Raw genomic sequence first — 19,444 nt, forward strand, 5'->3', positions numbered from 1 at the left:
ATGTCTACTATTAATGTTTAAGTTTTTGATTTAGTTATGAAAGGAAAAATAAGGTCTGTTTTAGTAGGGTTTCTTACAAATACAGTAGGTCGTATGCTAATTGTTTTACGTCCAAAAAAAGTTAAGCAGTTGTCAGACAAAGGACTGACGCTTGTGATGGGGGGTAATTTAAGTTCCTCTGAGCGTTTAATGCGTAGAGCAATTCTTAATAAAATTGAAAAAAATGAAGATCATGATAAGTTAGCGCAGTTGCATAAGACGTATTGGGCCAAGCAAGGAGATAATTTTGTAAACAACACTGAAGATAATCTAAAGAATATTCACTTACCAGCTTATAAGGATGTACTGGAGGCTCTTAATAGAGAAATTTCAAATGCACCAGTGGCATTTGAGAAACTCGTAGAGATAGGAACAGGTAATGGTAGTGTTTTAAATTATCTGTCATTAAACTATACTGATATAAAAGATTTTATAGGAATAGATCTAAGTGAAGAACAAACTAAAATTAATCAAATTAACTATAAAGATAATTCTAAAATAGAGTTTATCGATGGTGATGTGCTTGATTGGTTAGAAAATCAGCAACAAGGTAATCTTGTATTTTTAACCTTTAGAGGTGTTTTAGAATATTTTACACAACAACAGCTCATTAGTTTTTTTGAAAAATTATATGCATTAGGTAATATTATATTCTTTGCTATAGAACCAACTGATTCCGTACATAATTATGAGACATATCCAAATTCCAAAATATATGGAGTAGAAGGGTCTTTTTCTCATAATTACGTAAAGCTTTTTAAAGATACTGGATTCAAAATTTGGTATTCAGATGAAAAAAGTGAGTCAGGGCACCCTTATATTATAAAAATTGTTGGGGCAAAAAATTTTTAATAATAATTTTCATTTAATCATTTTGAATGACCGTTTTTTAGAGGTTTTAAAATAATAAAATAATAATTAGAAAATGAAGACAACCACTTATGATGCTTTTAATAAAATAACTGTTTTAGAAAGAGAACGCGTTGCAGATTTTATATTTACGCATTTAGAAGAATACGGTGATCCGATAAGTGCCATAAAGAAAGCTATAGACTATGCCGTAAAAGATCGTCCTAGTTTAGGCGGTTATGTATTTATAATGGAAGAGGAGGATGATAAGATTATTGGTGCTGTTGTTATCAATAAAACAGGAATGGATGAATACATACCAGAGAATATTTTGGTCTACATTGCAACCCATAAAGACCATAGGAGAAAAGGGTTTGGAAAAAAATTAATGGAGTATGCTATTGACAATTGTGAAGGTAGTATAGCGTTGCATTGTGAAAAAGATAATCCTGCCAAAATGTTATATGAAAAGTTAGGGTTTACTAATAAGTATTTGGAAATGCGATTAGAAAAGTAAAAGCTGAGGTAACTAAAAATTGCTTAATAGCTTATCAATTGAATATTTTGCGCTTTTCAATATTATAGACAAAAACAAATTGCAATGGCAGAGTTAATTATACATTCAGAAAAAATAAAAGAGAATATTAAGTTTTTAAGTCATTATTTTGAAACTCATAATATAGAATGGAGTTTAGTTACCAAAGTGTTTTCTGGAGATAAAACTTTCATTAAAATGATTTTAACTAAAGGTGTTATTGAAAAAATAAAATCGGTTAGTGATTCAAAATTAAGCAGTTTAAAAACCCTGAAAGCAGTATATCCTAATTTAGAAACCATTTATATTAATCCGCCAGTATTGGCCCATGTCGATGATGTCATAGATTATGCCGATATTTCATTGAACACGTCAATTTCTACAATTAAAGCTCTAAACGCGTCTGCAAAGAAAAAAATCTAATTCATAAAATCATTATAATGATTGAGTTAGGTGAATTGCGAGAGGGTATAAATAATGATGATGTCATAGCATTTTATCAAAGTGTTTTCAACCTACCTCATATTGAAGTTGTAGGTATTGGCTCAAATTTGGGTTGTATGTTCGGTGTAGAACCAACTTATAATAAGTTAATGCAATTGTCGCTTACTAAAGAGCTTATTTCTACAACATTTAATAAAAACCTAAAACTTATATCTGGTGGTACATCTATTACCCTTCCGTTGATAGAAGATGATTTAGTGCCAAAAGATATTAATCACTTTAGGATAGGTGAAGCTGCTTTTTTAGGTATTTGCCCATTAGAAGGACAACAATTTAAAGGCTTACATAAAGACACGTTTGAATTTTATGCAAATATTATAGAGCTCATTGAAAAAAATGTTGTGCCAGGAGGTATCACAACAGATTCTAACAATGGTCAGGCAATTAATAATGATGACGATCGTACTACGCTTAAATCTTATAAGGCTATTTTAGACTTCGGTTTATTAGATGTTGATAGAGACGATTTAGAAGCTGAGGATGACTTTTTATTTGTAGGAGCAACTTCAGATATGGTAGTTATTGATGTGGGTAATAATAAAACGGAAGCTAATAAAACAAAGTATAGGGTTGGTGATAAAATAAAATTTAAACTAAACTATATAGCCGTTGCTCGGTTGTTAAATTCTAAATTTATTCATAAAGTATACGTCTAAGTGCAAATTATATAATTGTACCTAATGTATTATTACCTCAATTTATCTTAAGAAAGGCTAAAATTTACTTACGATTTGTATCATGGTGTTATGATGGTAAATTATCATCACTATTTGTCGTAAGAATACTACAATTAAAAATACTGTGTTAATAAAAAAAGTTTATATTAGGACTTTATTAGTCAGTAGGTTAATAAGTTTTAATGTCAATTATCTTTTTTTTAAATAAATTAACTTTACATGAATTATTTGGGGTGTTATTTAACTGAGAAAAATGTTTTATGGCTAAAAGTTTTCGTTTAAATGAATAATAGCATTAGTTTTATTCTTCCCTAGTAAATCCCTCTATTTTTATATAAATTGAAATTAAAGTATAAGCTAAATGTTTATTCTTAAAAGTTATAACTTTATACTATGGATTTAACCAAACCAGAGATAATTGAGTCATTAAGGGAGTTTAATAATACGGACGCTAAGTTTCCTGCAGACAAAACAATTGTAGACTTATTTTTAATACAAGCTAAGAGTACTCCTAACAACATAGCAGTTGTTTTTGGTCCTAAAGAAATAAGTTTTAAAGAATTAGATGCTATTTCTAACCAATTCGCAAAATACTTAATAGCTAATCACAATATAAGTTTAAATGACTTTGTCGGTCTAATGATTGAGCGAAGCGAATGGATTGTAATAAGTATTCTTAGTATACTTAAAGCAGGTGCAGCTTATGTTCCAATTGATATTGAAGCTCCTCTTGTTAGGAAAGAATTTATTAAAAAAGATAGTAATTGTAAATTTACTATTGATGATTCAATTATTGAAGATTTTATCAACTCAAAAGAGAAGTATAGTGATAAACTTCAAGCAAACGTAGGATCTACATCTGATGATCTTGCCTATGTTATGTACACTTCAGGTACCACAGGTAACCCCAAAGGTGTAATGATTAAGCAAATATCTGTTGTTAGTCTTATACTCGGAGAAACTCAAAATTATGGTTTAGATAGTACAGATAGAATATTACAATTTTCTAACTATTTTTTTGATGCCTCAATAGAACAAATATTCTTAGCATTATTTAATGGTGCTACAACGGTAATTGTTGATAAGCAAACCATAAAAGATCACGCCGTTACAGATTTTATAAAAAAACATTCTATAACACATCTTAATAGTACACCAAGTTATCTCGAAACTATTGAAGGCTTATCTGAAATAAAATCACTTAAAAGAATTGTCGCAGGTGGTGAGACATGCTCGTTAACCTTAGCGCAAAAATTAAGCACAATATGTGATTTTTACAATGCGTATGGTCTTACAGAAACTACTGTAACCTCGATGTTATACAAATATTCTTCCACTGATAACCATAATACTGTATTAACAATAGGAAAACCCATACAAAACACAAAAGTTTACATCTTGTCTAAAGATATGGAAATGTTACCTGTAGGCACTGCAGGTGATTTATACATGTCAGGTATTGGTTTGGCAAAAGGATATCTAAACTTGCCAGAACTGACTACAAAAAGCTTTATTGAAAATCCATTTGAGAAAAATGGTCGGATGTATAAAACGGGTGATTTAGCTAAATGGCTTCCTAGTGGTACTATAGAATTTATAGGAAGAAAAGATGACCAAGTTAAAATTAACGGTTATCGTTTAGAATTAGGTGAAGTAGAAGCGGCAATTAATACACTTCCAAATATTAAACGTGCCACTGTTATTTCTAGTAATCATACAGGCGAAGCAAAATTAGTAGCGTATATAGAATCTGAAAATACGATAAAAGATTCTAATAGTGTACGCCATCAACTGTCAGAAATTCTTCCAGAATATATGATACCGTCGCTCATTATGTGGATAGACGATTTTCCTACAACAACAAATGGTAAAGTTGATAAAAAGAACTTGCCACTTCCTGAGTTTCAAAGATCTGCGAATGCCCCACTTTTAAGAAAACCTAGAACTAAAATAGAGAAGGATATTACAAAAATTTGGAGTAAAGCTTTGCACATACCACAGATTGGTATTGACGATAACTTTTTTGAAATGGGAGGTAATTCCCTCTTAACTCAAAAAGTAGCCGTTTTAATAGCAGAAAATCTTAAAATAAAAGTACCAGTAACAAAGATTTATCAATACCCTACCATTGCAGGACTTGCTAATTTTTTTGAGTTAGACCAGAATAAATCAACATTTGCACAATCAAAGCGAAAAAATAAGAGACAATCCAATAGTGATATAGCAATTATTGGTATGTCAGGAAGATTTCCAGGAGCTTCTTCAATTAATGAATTATGGGAAGTTTTGAGAGATGGCAAAGAAACCATTTCATTTTTTACACCAGAAGAATTAGATAAAAGCATTCCGGAATCGATACGTAATAATCCACTTTACGTTGGTGCGAGAGGTATTGTGCCTTCAGCAAAAACGTTCGATGCTAAATTTTTTGGACTCAACCCTAAATTGGCATCTGCTATGGATCCTCAGCAGCGATTATTTCTAGAGATATCATGGGAAGCATTAGAACAATCTGGATATTTGCCAAATCTTTATGATGGTAAAATTGGTGTATTTGCAGGTGTTTATATCAACACATATTTTCTTAATAATGTATTTCCGAACAAAGAGTTGATGAGTCAAATCGGGGAAGTACAGGCCAATACAACTAATGACAAAGACTACATTGCAACACGTACAGCATACCATTTAAATTTAAAAGGACCAGCGGTAAGTGTGCATTCGGCATGTTCCACGTCTTCATTAGCAATTGCTCAGGCTGTAGAATCTATACGTAACGGGCAATGTGATGTTGCTTTAGCTGGTGGATCTAGTGTAACGTCTCCGATGTATAGCGGACACTTATATCAAGAAGGTTCAATGTTAAGTTCTAACGGACAGTGTAGATCTTTTGATGCCAATGGTACAGGAACTATGTTTTGTGATGGTGCTGGTGTGGTACTTCTTAAAAGCTTAGAGGATGCAAAACGAGATGGAGATATAATCCATGGCGTTATAAAAGGAATAGGTGTTAATAACGATGGAAGTGATAAAGGGAGTTTTACAGCTCCAAGTGTAGAAGGGCAAGCAGGTGCAATAAACAGTGCGCTACTAGATGCTGATGTTAAACCTTCTCAGGTAAGTTATATAGAAGCACACGGAACAGCGACTCCTTTAGGTGACCCTATTGAGATTGAAGGTCTTCGTTTAGCTTTTGGAGATCAAGAATCCGATGGCTATTGCGCAGTAGGTTCAATTAAAAGTAATATAGGACACCTTACTGCAGCGGCTGGTGTAGCAGGAATAATTAAGACGATTTTAGCAATGAAGTATCGTCAGATTCCTGCTTCTTTAGGGTTTGAGAATCCTAATCCATCCATAGAATTTGAAAACAGCCCATTTTTTGTTAATAATAAACTGAGACCTTGGGAATCTGAAACTCCAAGAATTGCAGGAGTGAGCTCTTTTGGAGTTGGTGGTACAAATGTGCATATTGTTCTAGAAGAATATGAAGCCAAAGAAAAAGAAACAGACTCAGGCAGGCCTTTGCAACTACTGACATGGTCTGCTAAATCACAAAACAGTCAAGAGGGCTACCAAAAGGCGTTAGGTGATTATGTAAAAACGAATCCAGAAATAGCGCTTGCTGATATAGCATATTCTTTAAATGAAACAAGAGATGTCTTTCAACATCGCAGTTTTGCTATAGCAGGTAATGATGCTATCAAAGCTAGTAATTTGTTGAGTTCCGAGGATTCTAAAGCTGTTAAAAGCAATACATTGAAGGTTATTCCTGGTGAAGTAGCATTTTTATTTCCAGGTCAAGGTTCACAATACTTGCAAATGGGTAAAGCGCTTTATGATAGGGAAACTGTTTTTAGAGAAGCTGTAGATCATTGTGCTGAGCTTCTAGAAAAAGAATTAAAATTAGACATAAGGAAAATTATATATCCAGATGTCAATAGTAGTGATGCCGAATTACAATTAAAGGATACTAAATTTACCCAACCTGCATTATTTGTTATAGAATATGCACTTTCACAACTTTGGATGAGTTGGGGAATTAAACCGACATTACTTTGTGGACATAGTATTGGCGAATTTGTTGCGGCTCATTTAGCGGGTATTTTCACTTTGGAAGATGCATTACACTTAATAACCGTTCGTGGAAAATTGGTAAGTGAGTTACCTGGCGGAAGTATGTTATCGGTACGTACAAATATTGAAAGTCTCGAAGGTTTAATTCCAGATACATTATCAATTGCAGCTATAAACTCCGATCGCTTAATTGTTATTTCAGGACCTGATAAAGATGTAGAGGATTTTGCAAAAGTCTTAAATGATAAAAGTATTGCAAATATGCTTTTACTAACAAGTCATGCTTTTCATTCTACAATGATGGACCCTGTTTTAGGAGCTTTTGAGGAAGAGGTGAAAAAGGTGACTTTAAGCGTGCCGCGTTTACCAATTGTATCTACGGTAACAGGAGATTGGCTTACCGATGCAGAAGCAACAAGTTCTACATATTGGACGAACCATTTAAGAGAAGCTGTAAACTTTTCTGGCGCTATGGAAACGGTTTTAGGCTTAGAAGATCCTGTTTTATTAGAGATGGGGCCTGGTCGTGCATTAACAACCTTGTCTATGCAAAAGAAAGGGTTAAAATCCTTAGCTTCTATCGCTAGTTTAACTATTCCAAAGGAAGGCGAAAACGCTTACCATACCGTATTATCTGCGTTAGGGGATTTATGGTTGAATGGTATAGAACCTAATTGGAAATCTTTTTATGATGGCCAAGCTAGACAAAAAGTTTGGTTGCCTTCTTATGTGTTTGATCGTAAGCCTTGTTGGTTAGACCCTCCAGTGGTAGATACTACGGTTAATGCTGTTACAGATATTAATACCGTTACAAGTAATATCGAAATTGAAGAAAATATAATTATTGACCCCATACCGAATATCAATACTAAGATTATGAGAAAGCCTTTACTTCTTAAAAGAATAGCAGATATCATTGAAGATAACTCAGGAATTGAAATTGAAGATAATGAAGCAAATCAGAGCTTTTTAGAACTTGGTCTCGATTCACTCGTTCTAACACAAATGGCTATAACGTGCAAAAATGAATTTAATGTACCTATAACATTCAGACAACTTAATGATGAATTTGGGTCACCTAATTTACTGGCGGAACATTTAGATAACGTATTGCCAGCGGAAGCTTATGCGCCAGTACAACAACAACAACAACAACAACAAGTACAGCAGCAAGCACCAATTCAACAGTCAGCACCAAGTGCCAATACCATACAAAATACTTATGTGGCACCTCAAGCAGGTCAAAATCCGGCATTGAACCTTATTGCGCAACAATTGCAGCTTTTAGGTCAACAACTGCAATTACTTCAGGGAGATGGAAATAATATTCCTGCGCCGGCACCAGCTCTTTTAAATACACCTAGGGCTGAAGTAAAAAGTACGACCACGACTGTATCGCCTTTAGTTAGCTCTAACGATGATATTAGAACAGAAGAAGAAAAGAAAGAACATCAAAAACCTTTTGGAGCATCTCCTAAAATAGATAAACAATCTTCAGGATTAAGTAAAGAGCAAAGTTTGTTTTTAAAGAACTTAACGACGAGTTATAATGCTAAAACGGCCAAGAGTAAAGCTTATGCTCAACACCATCGTTCCAAAATGGCTGATCCAAGAGTTGTCTCTGGTTTTAAACCATTAACTAAAGAGTTGGTTTATCCGTTGGTTATCGAAAAATCGTCAGGCAATAAACTTTGGGATTTAGATGGCAATGAATATATGGATATCTTAAATGGTTTTGGGGCCTGTTTATTTGGTCATCAACCCGATTTTATAAAAGAAGCTTTACACCACCAAATTGAACAAGGTTTTGAGGTTGGTCCTCAACATCCATTAGCTGGTGAGGTTTGTGAATTGCTTTGTGAATTTACAGGTCATGATCGTGCAGCTTTATGTAACACAGGCTCAGAAGCGGTATTAGGTGCCATGCGTATTGCAAGAACTGTAACAGGTCGCTCACTTATTGTAGCGTTTTCTAGTTCTTATCATGGTATTAATGATGAGGTTATTGTGAGAGGGTCCAAAAAATTAAGAACATTCCCAGCAGCTCCAGGGATTCTTCCAGGTGCTGTTCAGAATATGTTAATCTTAGATTATGGAACTGAAGAAAGTTTAGCGATCATCAAAGAGCGTGCTCACGAAATAGCAGCAGTACTTGTAGAGCCAGTACAAAGTCGTAGACCAGAATTTCAACCGATTGATTTCTTAAAAGAAGTAAGAGAAATTACTACAGCATCTGAGACAGTTCTAATTTTTGATGAAATTATAACCGGATTTAGGATGCATCCAGGTGGAGCGCAAGCGATATTTGGTATTAGGGCAGATGTAGCAACTTACGGTAAAGTTATCGGTGGCGGAATGTCTATAGGTGCTATATGTGGTAAAAGAAAGTACATGGATGCATTAGATGGTGGTTTCTGGAAATTTGGAGACGATTCTTTCCCCGAAATAGGAGTCACTTATTTCGCAGGTACATTTGTGCGTCATCCTTTGGCTTTAGCTGCAGCAAGAGCATCATTAAATCACTTTAAAAATAAAGGAATTGCGCTTCAAGACGGTTTGGCAGCATTAACAGAGCGCTTAGCTACAGAACTTAATGGATACTTCAAAAATAATAGTCTTCCTATAGAAATAACCTATTATCGTTCTTTGTGGAGGCTTAAATTTTTAGAAGAGATTCCTTATTCTGAGTTGTTTTTTGTACTAATGAGGGAAAAAGGATTCCATATTTGGGATGGCTTTCCATGTTATATGACAGAAGCATTTTCTGAAGATGATATCGATAAGTTAATTAGGAATATCGTTTTAAGTATCGAAGAGCTTATTGCTGTTGGAATTTTTCACTCCGAGTTAAGTGGTCATAATGGTGCTAAGGTAGATGCTCATAATTATTCGACTATAGAATTAAATAATCCTCCAGTTTCTAACGCGCGTTTAGGAATTGATGATAATGGTAACCCAGCCTGGTTTGTTAAAGATGAAAAGAATGAAGGAGAATTTCTTCGTATAGAATTATAAGAGATAGAATTTAAATAATACGCCCAACCCGTTTTATAAAAAATGATTTTACAACCAACTGATACTATAAATAAAAAAGCATTCAATCCTTTTGATGGACCAAAAGTTGAAAAGGTCATCTACGCTACCCAATCGCAAGCTGAAATTTGGATTGGTTGCAGATTGGGAGGTGAGGATGCTAATAGATCCTATAACGAGTCTGTTTCTATAGTTTTAAATGGTGAGTTAGATAGTTCAGCATTAGAGGACGCTATTAGCCAGTTGGTTAAGAGGCATGAGTCCTTGCGTGCTATATTTAGTACTGATGGACGTTTTATGACTGTCTTAGAAGAGGTGACTATTCCTTTAGATTTTAATGATATTTCTCATCTTACTGATTCCGAAAAAAAGAATAAAGTTGCTCAGTATATTTTAGCAGATGCTAATAAAGTTTTTGATTTAGTAAGTGGACCATTATTGAGAGCAGGATTGATTAGATTAAACAAAAATGAATATCAATTAGTATTAACCGCACATCATATAATATGCGATGGTTGGTCTACTGGTATTATGATCGAAGAATTGGGGTTGTTGTATTCTTCAAATGTATCTAGCGAGAATCTAAAAATTCCAGATCCCATACCATATAGTGACTATGCAGATGAACACCAGCAGTTTTTAATTAGTGAGGCATTTCGTGACACAGAACAATTTTGGCTAAAGCAGTATCAGCCTAATGTACCAGAGCTAAATATGCCAACGGATTTTCCAAGACCTGAGGTACGGAATTATAAAAGTGATCGTCTAGATTTTCCTTTAAATAGTGATTTATTAGCTAAGCTTAAAAAAACAGGTGTACGAGTTGGCAGTAGTTTTGTAACTACTTTAATGACTGCTTTTGAATTGTTTCTATGTAAACAAACAGGGCAGAGTGATATTGTTTTAGGTTTGCCTGCAGCCGGACAAGCAGTCACAGGGAAAACACAATTAATAGGACATTGTGTTAATTTATTACCATTACGAAGTAAAGTTGTTTTAGATCAGCCATTTAATGCCTATCTAAAAAATCGCAAATCTTTAATGTTTGATGCCTACGATCATCAACAATTAAGTTTTGGTCAACTACTTCAAAAATTGCCTATTGCAAGAGACCCTTCTCGTATTCCATTAGTACCCGTTGTCTTTAATATTGATATGGGGATGAGCAATCAAGTTTTTTTAAAAATTTGACGTTTAAATTAAAGGCTAACCCTAGAACGTATGAAGCTTTTGAAATATTTTTAAATGCGAGTGGTTCAGAAGATGATTTTGTTTTAGAATGGCAATATAATGCATCTCTTTTTACAGGGGCTACAATTAAAAAAATGATGAATTCTCTAGAGGATATCATAGAAAAAATTGTAGAAAATCCAGAAAACTCTATTTCGGATATAATTAAAACGGATGACACTGATTATAAAAAACTAAATGCTACAGTTAGCTCATATTCTGATTTACCATTACATGAGTTACTGATAAAACAAGCTCAAAAATTTCATAATAAAAAGGCTTTAAAATTTACAGATACTGAGATTTCATATAGAGATTTAGAGCTACAAGTAAATCAATTAGCACACAGTCTAAAGTCAAAAGGAATAGCTAAAGGTGATTTCGTAGGTGTTTGTTTACCGCGTTCTATAGAACTTGTGGTAACCTTGTTGGCTATTATGAAATGCGGAGCAGCGTACCTGCCGTTAGATCCAAATTATCCTAATGATCGTTTAAATTTTATGATAAACGACTCTGAAGCCAAAGTTTTAATAACAACACAAGCATTTTCTTCAAAATTAGAAACAACAGCATTAACACTATTAATAGAAGACTTATTTTCAAATTTAAATGAATTCTCGGAAGATTTATTAAATGTTGAGGTTAATCAAAATGATATAGCATACTTACTTTATACATCTGGTTCTACAGGAAAACCAAAGGGAGTACAAGTTTCTCATAAAAATTTAGTTAATTTCTTAAGTAGCATGGCCAAAGAGCCTGGCATTAAGGAATCTGATAGATTATTATCAATAACAACTATTTCCTTTGATATTGCCGGTTTAGAATTATTTCTTCCACTTTTTAAAGGAGCTGAATTAATTATTTCTGATGATGATACAGCAAAGGATGGTCGTTTAATGTTAGATCTTCTTAAAAAAGAAAATATTACCATGATGCAGGCAACACCTACAACATGGCAAATGCTATTAGATTCTGGATGGGAAACTGCTTTTCCTTTAAAGGCATTATGTGGAGGAGAATCTTTACCTCTGGCTTTAGCAAAAAAGCTTCTAAACAAGGTTGATGAACTTTGGAATGTGTATGGCCCAACGGAAACTACAATTTGGTCTGCCGTAAAACAAATTAAAGCGGATGATGATTTAATTACTATCGGTAAACCTATAGCTAATACGCAACTGTATTTACTTAATGACCAAAACATGTTAGTAAGTCCTGGTGCGATTGGAGAGTTATGTATTGCAGGAGATGGTGTTTCTATGGGGTATTGGAAGCGATCAGATTTAACAGCGGAAAAATTTATTCCAAATCCATTTGAAACGACTTCAAATAAAATATTATATCGTACAGGAGATTTAGGAAAATTACTTCATACTGGAGAGATTTTGTGTTTAGGACGTATAGACGATCAAGTAAAAATAAGAGGACATCGTATTGAGTTAGGCGAAATAGAGGAGGTTATGAATACATTAGAAGATATAGAATCTTCGGTTGTAATGATGGATGGAGAACAATTAAAAGCATTTGTTGTAGCAAATGAATCCTTTAATCCTTCAGAGAATTCAGATCAAAAATGGAAAGCCAATTTAAAAGGGTTGTTACCGTCACATATGGTTCCTCAGATAATTATCCTTATTGATGAGTTTCCTACAACATTAAACGGTAAAATTGATCGTAAAACTTTATTAAAAAATTCAACACGATCTTTAGATAACTCACATCAACATACGGCTCCCAGAACAATTGTTGAGCAATTAGTTGCGGATATATGGGAAGACTGTTTAAAGATTAAAAACATTAGTATTTATAGTAACTTTTTTGAGCTTGGGGGACATTCATTAATTGCGGTACGGGTAATGTCACTTTTAGAAAAGGAAACAGGAAAAAGATTACCACTAGCAGCGTTAATGACACATTCTACAATTGAGAAATTGGCGCTTTATCTAGATATGGATCAAAATTCTATAACATGGAATTCATTAGTACCTATACAGCCAAAAGGAAAAAAGAACCATTGTACTTGGTGCATGGAGCAGATCATAATGTGATGATATTTAAATTGTTATCTAATAATTTAGATGCGGATCAACCTGTATATGGTCTTCAAGCTAAAGGTCTTAATGGAATAGATGAACCACTAGGTACAGTTGAAGAAATGGCAGCACATTATATTTCAGAAATCCTTAAATCTAATCCTAAAGGACCTTATACTTTAGCGGGTTATTCCTTTGGTGGTGTGATTGCTTTTGAAATGGCAAGACAATTATTAGCACAAAATAAAGACGTTAAACGAGTCGTATTATTAGATAGTTATGTATATCCAAATTATTACAGTTCTAATATTACTGCAAAGAAAATAGCTAAGACTAAATATAGAATGGCAATGGTTGTTTTTATGACTAAAACAATGTTTAGTAGTAAGGCAAATTTTGATCGAAGAATTCAATTGTTTAAAGATGGTATTAAAAACACCTATTTAAAGCTAAAATTAGGAAAAGAAAATCAGCATAAGCTTGTGAATAGTTGGCCATATAAATTAGATCAGATGCACAACAAAGCCGTAGATAGTTATCAAATTCTACCACTAGATATTAAAGTAGATTTATTGAGAGTAGCTGAGAATGACATTTTTTACGCACATGATACAGAGTTGTTAGGTTGGCGACCAATAGCCACCAAAGGTGTTAATAAGCATGAAATACCAGGAAATCATATCAACATGCTTTCACCACCAAACGATAAAAAATTAGGTCGGATCTTACAAAATATATTAGATAGTTGATATGAAAACATCTGAAGAATATAACTTATTGAAAGCTTCAGATATTCCTTATTGTGATGATGAGGTTACTTTCTATTCTTTAGTTCCTTTACAACCGAAAGGCCATAAAGCTCCACTTTTTATAGTTCATGGAGCCGATTATAATGTTTCAAAATTTAATAATCTAGCTAAAAATTTAGATGCAGATCAACCCGTCTATGCTTTGCAAGCTAGAGGAATCAAAGGAGATGTACGTCCTCATGAAACAGTAGAGGAGATGGCCTCTAGTTATATTTCAGAAATCAAATATATAAATCAAGAAAAACCATTTGCTTTGGCAGGCTTTTCATTTGGTGGGATCATTGCTTTTGAAATGGTTAAACAGTTAAAAGACTCTGAGATAAATGTAAAAGGTTTATTTCTATTTGATAGTTATGTTTATCCTACGTATTACTGTTCAGATCCTTCTAAGAAGAAAGTAGTTTCCATCCTATATAATATAGGACAGTTAAGTTTTATGGGGCTTAACATGTTTAGCAGTATCGCTAATTTTAAACGTAGGGTTTATTTATTGAAACTAAAATTTCAAGGCTTGCTTTTAAAATTAAAGTATGGTCGTGAACAACAATATCAGTTGCAGTTTAGTCGCTCTTCAAAAATTGATGAGTTACACAGTTTGGCTTATATTAGGTATCATATAATTCCACAAAATATAAGAGTAAATTTATTCTGGTCGAGCAAGAAATTATATTTTACTCATGATTATAATTATTTAGGTTGGAAAAATATAAGTTTGCAAGGAATTAATAAACATATATTACCTGGCAATCATTCTGAAATGTTTTTATCTCCTGTCGTTGAAGAATTCGGTAAAAAGTTACAAATACTTTTAGATAATGAAGATTAAAAATTCAGAAAGTAGTTTGTTTTGTGGATCTTCTAATTTCTTGCAGATAAGCAAAGAGGCTTTGGGAAATAAACAACCAGAGATTAAATTATTTAAAATAGAATTATCTCAATATAGCAATATCATAGATGTTTTATTAAAATATTTATCGCCACAAGAAGTTCTAAGAGCCAAAAGATATCATCAATTGAGAGATTCGAATAGATTTATTATCTGTAGAAGTTTTCTTAAAATTTTAATTGCTCAACAAAATAAGATAGATGTTTCACAAGTTTATTTTGAAAAAGGAGATAATCATAAACCGTATTTTCCATTAGATAAAACGCTGTTTTTTAATGTGTCACACGCAGGTGATTTTGCAATTATTGCCATCGGAAATTGTGAATTAGGAATTGATATTGAAAAAGTAGATGATCACTTTAATTATTCTGAAATTATTCCGGTTGTATTTAGTGCTATTGAAATTGAAGCTATTCATAGTAGTGAGCAAAGTAGACCTATGTTTTATAAGTTTTGGACAAGAAAAGAAGCCATTGTTAAAGCCATAGGTACAGGTATTGATGAGGGGTTAATTAGACTTCCTGTTACTGATGGTTTTCATAATATATCGAGTTTCTTGGTCTGTAATTTTAAAAACGTAAGAGTTACAAGTTTCGAATTAAACGAAAACCATATAGGATCATTAGCCATAACAACGAATGATATTAATAACGATAGTATAGCTTTCTATCCAAACCCTACCATAGAAGAAATAATAGGCTTAATTTAGTCTTAAGTATTTTATATACTGTTTATAAATAAAAATCTAGTCAGATATGAGTAAATTTTCAGAAATAATAAATCAAGATCAACCCGTTTTAGTTGATTTTTTTGCAGATTGGTGTGGCCCTTGTAAAATGTTGAGTCCAATTTTAAAACAAGTAAAAGACAAATTGGGAGATGGTATTACTATTTTAAAAATAGATGTTGATAAAAATCAAGCTTTAGCTTCAAAATATCAAGTAAGGGGAGTGCCAACAATGCTATTATTTAAAAATGGCGAACAAGTTTGGAGACAATCTGGAGTGCTTCAAGAAAGTGAGATTATTAATGTAATCAATACACATTAAGTAAATATTTTATTTGCTGATAAATATCATAAATTATTTTTAATGCTTAATGTATTTTTATTGTGATAATTTAAACACATAATTATGATTAATACAGTAGTAGCACTTGTTAGTAATTGGAACAATGGAGTCGTAATGATAGCGATTTTTGCATTAGTATGTCTAGCTTTAGTCGGAGTAGTAGTTAGAATGATGATGAGTGAAAAACCTAAAGATGAAGATTCAATAGAAAGATAATTTTTAAAACTATAGTTTTGGAAAATTGAGGCTGTCTAAAGTTATTTAGATAGCCTTTTTATGTAGTAAAAGTTACGTAGTTTTTGGCTTTTCATTCGTATTTTTATAGTCTAAAATCCAGATATGGAAGACATGATCTTTTACGATAGATTGCAATTTGCATTTACTATCACATTTCACTACATTTTTCCGCAATTAACCATGGGACTATCGTTGATGATCGTCTACTTTAAATGGAAATATCTTAGAACTAAAATTGATAAATTTAACAATGCTGCAAAGTTTTTCATGAAAATCTTTGCTATTAATTTTACCATGGGTGTAGTAACGGGAATTCCAATGGAATTTCAATTCGGAACCAATTGGGCTAAGTTTTCTGAGTTAACAGGAGGTATTATTGGCCAAACTTTAGCCATGGAAGGTATGTTCTCATTCTTTCTAGAATCTTCCTTTTTAGCCTTATTTATTTTTGGTGAAAAACTAATGGGACAAAAACTACACTTTCTAACTGGCTTTTTAGTATTCTTGGGCTCTTGGGCAAGTGGTTGGTTTATTTTAGCTACGAATGCTTGGATGCAACATCCTGTTGGCTATGAAATTTTAGACAATGGTAAATTTGTATTAGAAAACTTTTCTGCTCTTTTTACAAATCCTTGGTTATTGCCTGCTTTTCTGCATAATCAAATGGCATCGGTTGTGACGTCTGCTTTTGTGATGGCAAGTATAGGTGCATTTTATATTTTAAGAAATAAACATTCAGAATATGGAAAACTGTTTTTAAAAACAGGTGTGGTATTCGGATTAATTTCTAGTGTTTTGGTAGCCTTTCCAACAGGAGATTGGAATGCTAAAAATGTAGCAAAATACCAACCAGGAACATTTGCTGCTATGGAAGGTATTTTTGAAACTGAAGAAGCGGGAGCTGAAATTGTTCTTATTGGCCAACCGAATATGGTGGCTAAAAAATTAGACAATAAAATTGCAGTGCCTAATATTTTAAGCTTTTTAACTTATCAAGAATGGGATAAACAAATTCCTGGTATGGATCAGTTTGAAGACGATGAATTACCCGATAATATACCTGCCTTATATTATTCGTATCATATCATGGTTGGCTTAGGTACTATATTTATTGGTGTTATGGCTTTAGCGCTTTTCCTTTTATGGCGAAAAAAACTATACAACATAAAACCATTACTTTGGACAATCATGTTTTTAGTGCCGTTTCCCTATATCGCAAACATTACGGGTTGGTACACCGCAGAACTAGGCAGGCAGCCGTATTTAGTTTACGGGTTATTAAGAACAAGCGATGGTATTTCACCTACAGTGTCATCTGGTAACACTTTATTCACCTTATTAGGTTTTGTAGCTTTATATATGTTACTCGGCTTATTATTTTTAGTCTTAGTTGGTAAAACGATTAACGAAGGTCCAACGCCTAAAACACATTAATTATGGAAATATTTTGGTACATAGCAATAGGAATTGTTTTAACTGTATTTTTATTTTGGATGGCTATGATTTTGGTGCCGGCATCATTCATTTGTTCTTTGCTAAAAAAGAAGAAGATAAAGAGGTGATAACAAAATCGGCAGGTTTATTTTGGGATTCTAATGAGGTATGGTTAGTGGCTGCTGGTGGTATGCTTTTTATGGCCTTTCCTACATTTTATGCGTCCGTTTTTAGTGGTTTTTATTTGCCATTGATAATCGTTTTATGGTTAATTATTTTTAGAGCGATTGGCTTAGAGTTTAGAGGACAATTTAAATATCAAATGTGGAAAGACATTTGGGATAAATCCTTTGGTATTTCCAGCTTATTATTAGCCTTATTTTTCGGTATCGCTTTAGGTAATATTGTTAGAGGTGTCAATTTAGGAAGTGTCGAAAATGGAGTTTCTGCTTACGAAGGCCATTATTTTTTCTTGCCACTATGGAATAGTAGTTTTAGCCCTTTAACAGAGCACCCTGGAGTTATAGATTGGTTTACCATAATTATAGGATTAATAGCTGTAGTGACGTTAGCAATTCATGGAGCGAATTGGGTAATTTTAAAAACGAATTCCTCTATAAACACAAAACTAAAAGGCGTTATTTTTAAGTTGAATATTGTGCTTGCTGCGCTGACATTATTCTCTCTATATGTATGGCAAATGGTGAATGCTAATTCATTAGATAATTTTATTCATAAACCTTATTTATTAGTGTTTCCACTTATATATTTAACAGGGTTGGTCGGGTTATTTTTCATAAAAAAATCAAAAAAGACAGTCATGCGTTTGTATTGTCAACCTTATTAATATTAGGCGGAATCACATCGTCATTGGCATCATTATTTCCCGTGATATTGCCATCAATTAATGATACTCACGAACATTTAACCATATACAATACAGCGGCTTCAGAATATGGTTTGTCCGTAGCTATGTATTGGGGAATCATTGGTTTTATTCTTCTTTTTGTTTACATGATTATTCAAAAAAAATAATGGGTGGAAAAATAGATCACATGGATTATGGACATTAATAAAACAATGCTATTATGACAGGTACATTAATTTCTCTAATTAGTATTCTTATAGGAATTATTAGTGCCAATCTATTTGGCTATTTTAATAAAAAATATACTTTTGGATTTAAGGGAAATACTTTAATTGGCGTTTTTGGAAGTGTTTTATTAATCAAGTCTTTTGGTAGATTAGGTTTTGATCCTTGGTCTATAATGAACAACGGGGATTTTGATGGTCTTCGATTATTGATTAATATAGTAGTATCTGCATTGGGAGGTCTTTTAGGACTTGTATTTGCAAAATGGATTTACCTGAAGATGAATAAAAAATTAGAGAACTAATGTTGCTGTTACTATTATAAAGATTCCGATGTTACGATTTGAATTCCTTTTGTAATCATTTCCTTTTTAAGCGTTTTAAATTCTTTGGTATCTAATGCTTTAGAGGTATCATCAATAAAATAGCAATCAAAACCTTCGTTTAAAGCATCAATCATTGAAAAGTAAACACAAATATCTGCAGCTAAACCACAGACATACAATTGGGAAGTTCCTTTTTCCTTTAAATAACCTGCCAAGCCGGTCGATTTTAAATGGCCGTTGTCATAAAAGGCACTGTAACTATCAATAGTTTTATCGGTTCCTTTTCTAAAAATAGCTTCAAATTTTTCAGTATTTAAATCCGGATGAAATTCCGCTCCGTCTGTGCCTTGTACACAGTGATTTGGCCATAAGGTTTGTGGTTGACCATGAAGTTTAATCACATCAAAATTAGATTTTCCTTCGTGATTGCTAGCAAAACTGATATGATCTTTTGGATGCCAATCTTGTGTGCCAATTACCAAATCAAATTTACCTTGAATCTTATTAATTACAGGTACAATTTCATCTCCATTGGGAACAGGAAGCGATCCACTTGGCATAAAATCATTCTGTACATCAATTATCAGTAGCGTTTTCATCCGTAGAATTTTTA

The 19,444-nt window shown here is 32.9% G+C and carries 15 protein-coding genes and 1 pseudogene; 15 read left to right on the forward strand and 1 reads right to left on the reverse strand.

Annotation, left to right across the window (positions count from 1 at the left end; translation table 11 throughout):
• Positions 1-36 precede the first annotated feature (36 nt).
• The 15 genes and pseudogenes from ADIWIN_RS04315 (at position 37) to ADIWIN_RS04365 (ending at position 18,810) form a co-directional block, all read left to right on the forward strand.
• Complete coding sequence (locus tag ADIWIN_RS04315) at positions 37-891, forward strand: class I SAM-dependent methyltransferase (RefSeq protein WP_020896577.1); 855 nt, start codon at positions 37-39, stop codon at positions 889-891.
• A gap of 73 nt (positions 892-964) precedes the next feature.
• On the forward strand, positions 965-1,405 hold the full coding sequence (locus ADIWIN_RS04320) for a GNAT family N-acetyltransferase (protein ID WP_020896578.1): 441 nt from the start codon (positions 965-967) through the stop codon (positions 1,403-1,405).
• Between the two features lie 84 nt (positions 1,406-1,489).
• A complete protein-coding gene (locus ADIWIN_RS19405; RefSeq protein WP_020896579.1) occupies positions 1,490-1,846 on the forward strand; it encodes a type III PLP-dependent enzyme domain-containing protein in 357 nt (118 codons plus the stop codon).
• Between the two features lie 17 nt (positions 1,847-1,863).
• Positions 1,864-2,583 carry a hypothetical protein gene (locus ADIWIN_RS04325; protein WP_020896580.1) on the forward strand — a complete coding sequence of 240 codons (720 nt, stop codon included), beginning with the start codon at positions 1,864-1,866 and terminating at the stop codon, positions 2,581-2,583.
• A 414-nt stretch (positions 2,584-2,997) separates the two neighbouring features.
• Positions 2,998-9,696: a type I polyketide synthase gene (locus ADIWIN_RS04330; protein WP_020896581.1), complete on the forward strand. Its 6,699-nt coding sequence runs from the start codon at positions 2,998-3,000 to the stop codon at positions 9,694-9,696.
• Positions 9,697-9,738: 42 nt separating this feature from the next.
• Complete coding sequence (locus tag ADIWIN_RS19410; protein ID WP_020896582.1) at positions 9,739-10,905, forward strand: condensation domain-containing protein; 1,167 nt, start codon at positions 9,739-9,741, stop codon at positions 10,903-10,905.
• Entirely contained in the window at positions 10,902-12,992 is a 2,091-nt protein-coding gene (locus ADIWIN_RS19415) for a non-ribosomal peptide synthetase (protein WP_020896583.1), read from the forward strand. Before ADIWIN_RS19410 ends, ADIWIN_RS19415 begins: the two co-directional genes overlap by 4 nt.
• Complete coding sequence (locus tag ADIWIN_RS19420) at positions 12,914-13,726, forward strand: thioesterase domain-containing protein (RefSeq protein ID WP_081669525.1); 813 nt, start codon at positions 12,914-12,916, stop codon at positions 13,724-13,726. The genes ADIWIN_RS19415 and ADIWIN_RS19420 overlap by 79 nt, the downstream gene beginning before the upstream one ends.
• A 1-nt stretch (position 13,727) precedes the next feature.
• On the forward strand, positions 13,728-14,612 hold the full coding sequence (locus ADIWIN_RS04340) for a thioesterase domain-containing protein (RefSeq protein ID WP_020896585.1): 885 nt from the start codon (positions 13,728-13,730) through the stop codon (positions 14,610-14,612).
• Positions 14,602-15,381 (forward strand): 4'-phosphopantetheinyl transferase family protein, encoded by a 780-nt coding sequence (locus tag ADIWIN_RS04345; protein WP_040756542.1) that lies wholly within the window; start codon positions 14,602-14,604, stop codon positions 15,379-15,381. The genes ADIWIN_RS04340 and ADIWIN_RS04345 overlap by 11 nt, the downstream gene beginning before the upstream one ends.
• A 46-nt stretch (positions 15,382-15,427) precedes the next feature.
• On the forward strand, positions 15,428-15,721 hold the full coding sequence (gene trxA, locus ADIWIN_RS04350) for a thioredoxin (protein WP_020896587.1): 294 nt from the start codon (positions 15,428-15,430) through the stop codon (positions 15,719-15,721).
• An 84-nt stretch (positions 15,722-15,805) separates the two neighbouring features.
• Positions 15,806-15,958 (forward strand): hypothetical protein, encoded by a 153-nt coding sequence (locus ADIWIN_RS20795; RefSeq protein ID WP_020896588.1) that lies wholly within the window; start codon positions 15,806-15,808, stop codon positions 15,956-15,958.
• 123 nt (positions 15,959-16,081) lie between these two features.
• A complete protein-coding gene (locus tag ADIWIN_RS04355) occupies positions 16,082-17,413 on the forward strand; it encodes a cytochrome ubiquinol oxidase subunit I (protein WP_040756544.1) in 1,332 nt (443 codons plus the stop codon).
• A 2-nt stretch (positions 17,414-17,415) separates the two neighbouring features.
• A pseudogene (gene cydB / locus ADIWIN_RS04360) lies at positions 17,416-18,486 on the forward strand (cytochrome d ubiquinol oxidase subunit II).
• A gap of 15 nt (positions 18,487-18,501) precedes the next feature.
• The gene (locus tag ADIWIN_RS04365; RefSeq protein ID WP_020896592.1) at positions 18,502-18,810 is read left to right on the forward strand and encodes a hypothetical protein; all 309 of its coding nucleotides are present in this window, start codon (positions 18,502-18,504) and stop codon (positions 18,808-18,810) included.
• Between the two features lie 14 nt (positions 18,811-18,824).
• Here ADIWIN_RS04365 and pncA read toward each other — a convergent pair whose 3' ends face one another.
• Positions 18,825-19,430: a bifunctional nicotinamidase/pyrazinamidase gene (gene pncA, locus ADIWIN_RS04370; protein ID WP_020896593.1), complete on the reverse strand. Its 606-nt coding sequence runs from the start codon at positions 19,428-19,430 to the stop codon at positions 18,825-18,827.
• Positions 19,431-19,444: the final 14 nt, after the last annotated feature.

This window comes from Winogradskyella psychrotolerans RS-3, assembly GCF_000427335.1.
Lineage (GTDB): Bacteria > Bacteroidota > Bacteroidia > Flavobacteriales > Flavobacteriaceae > Winogradskyella > Winogradskyella psychrotolerans.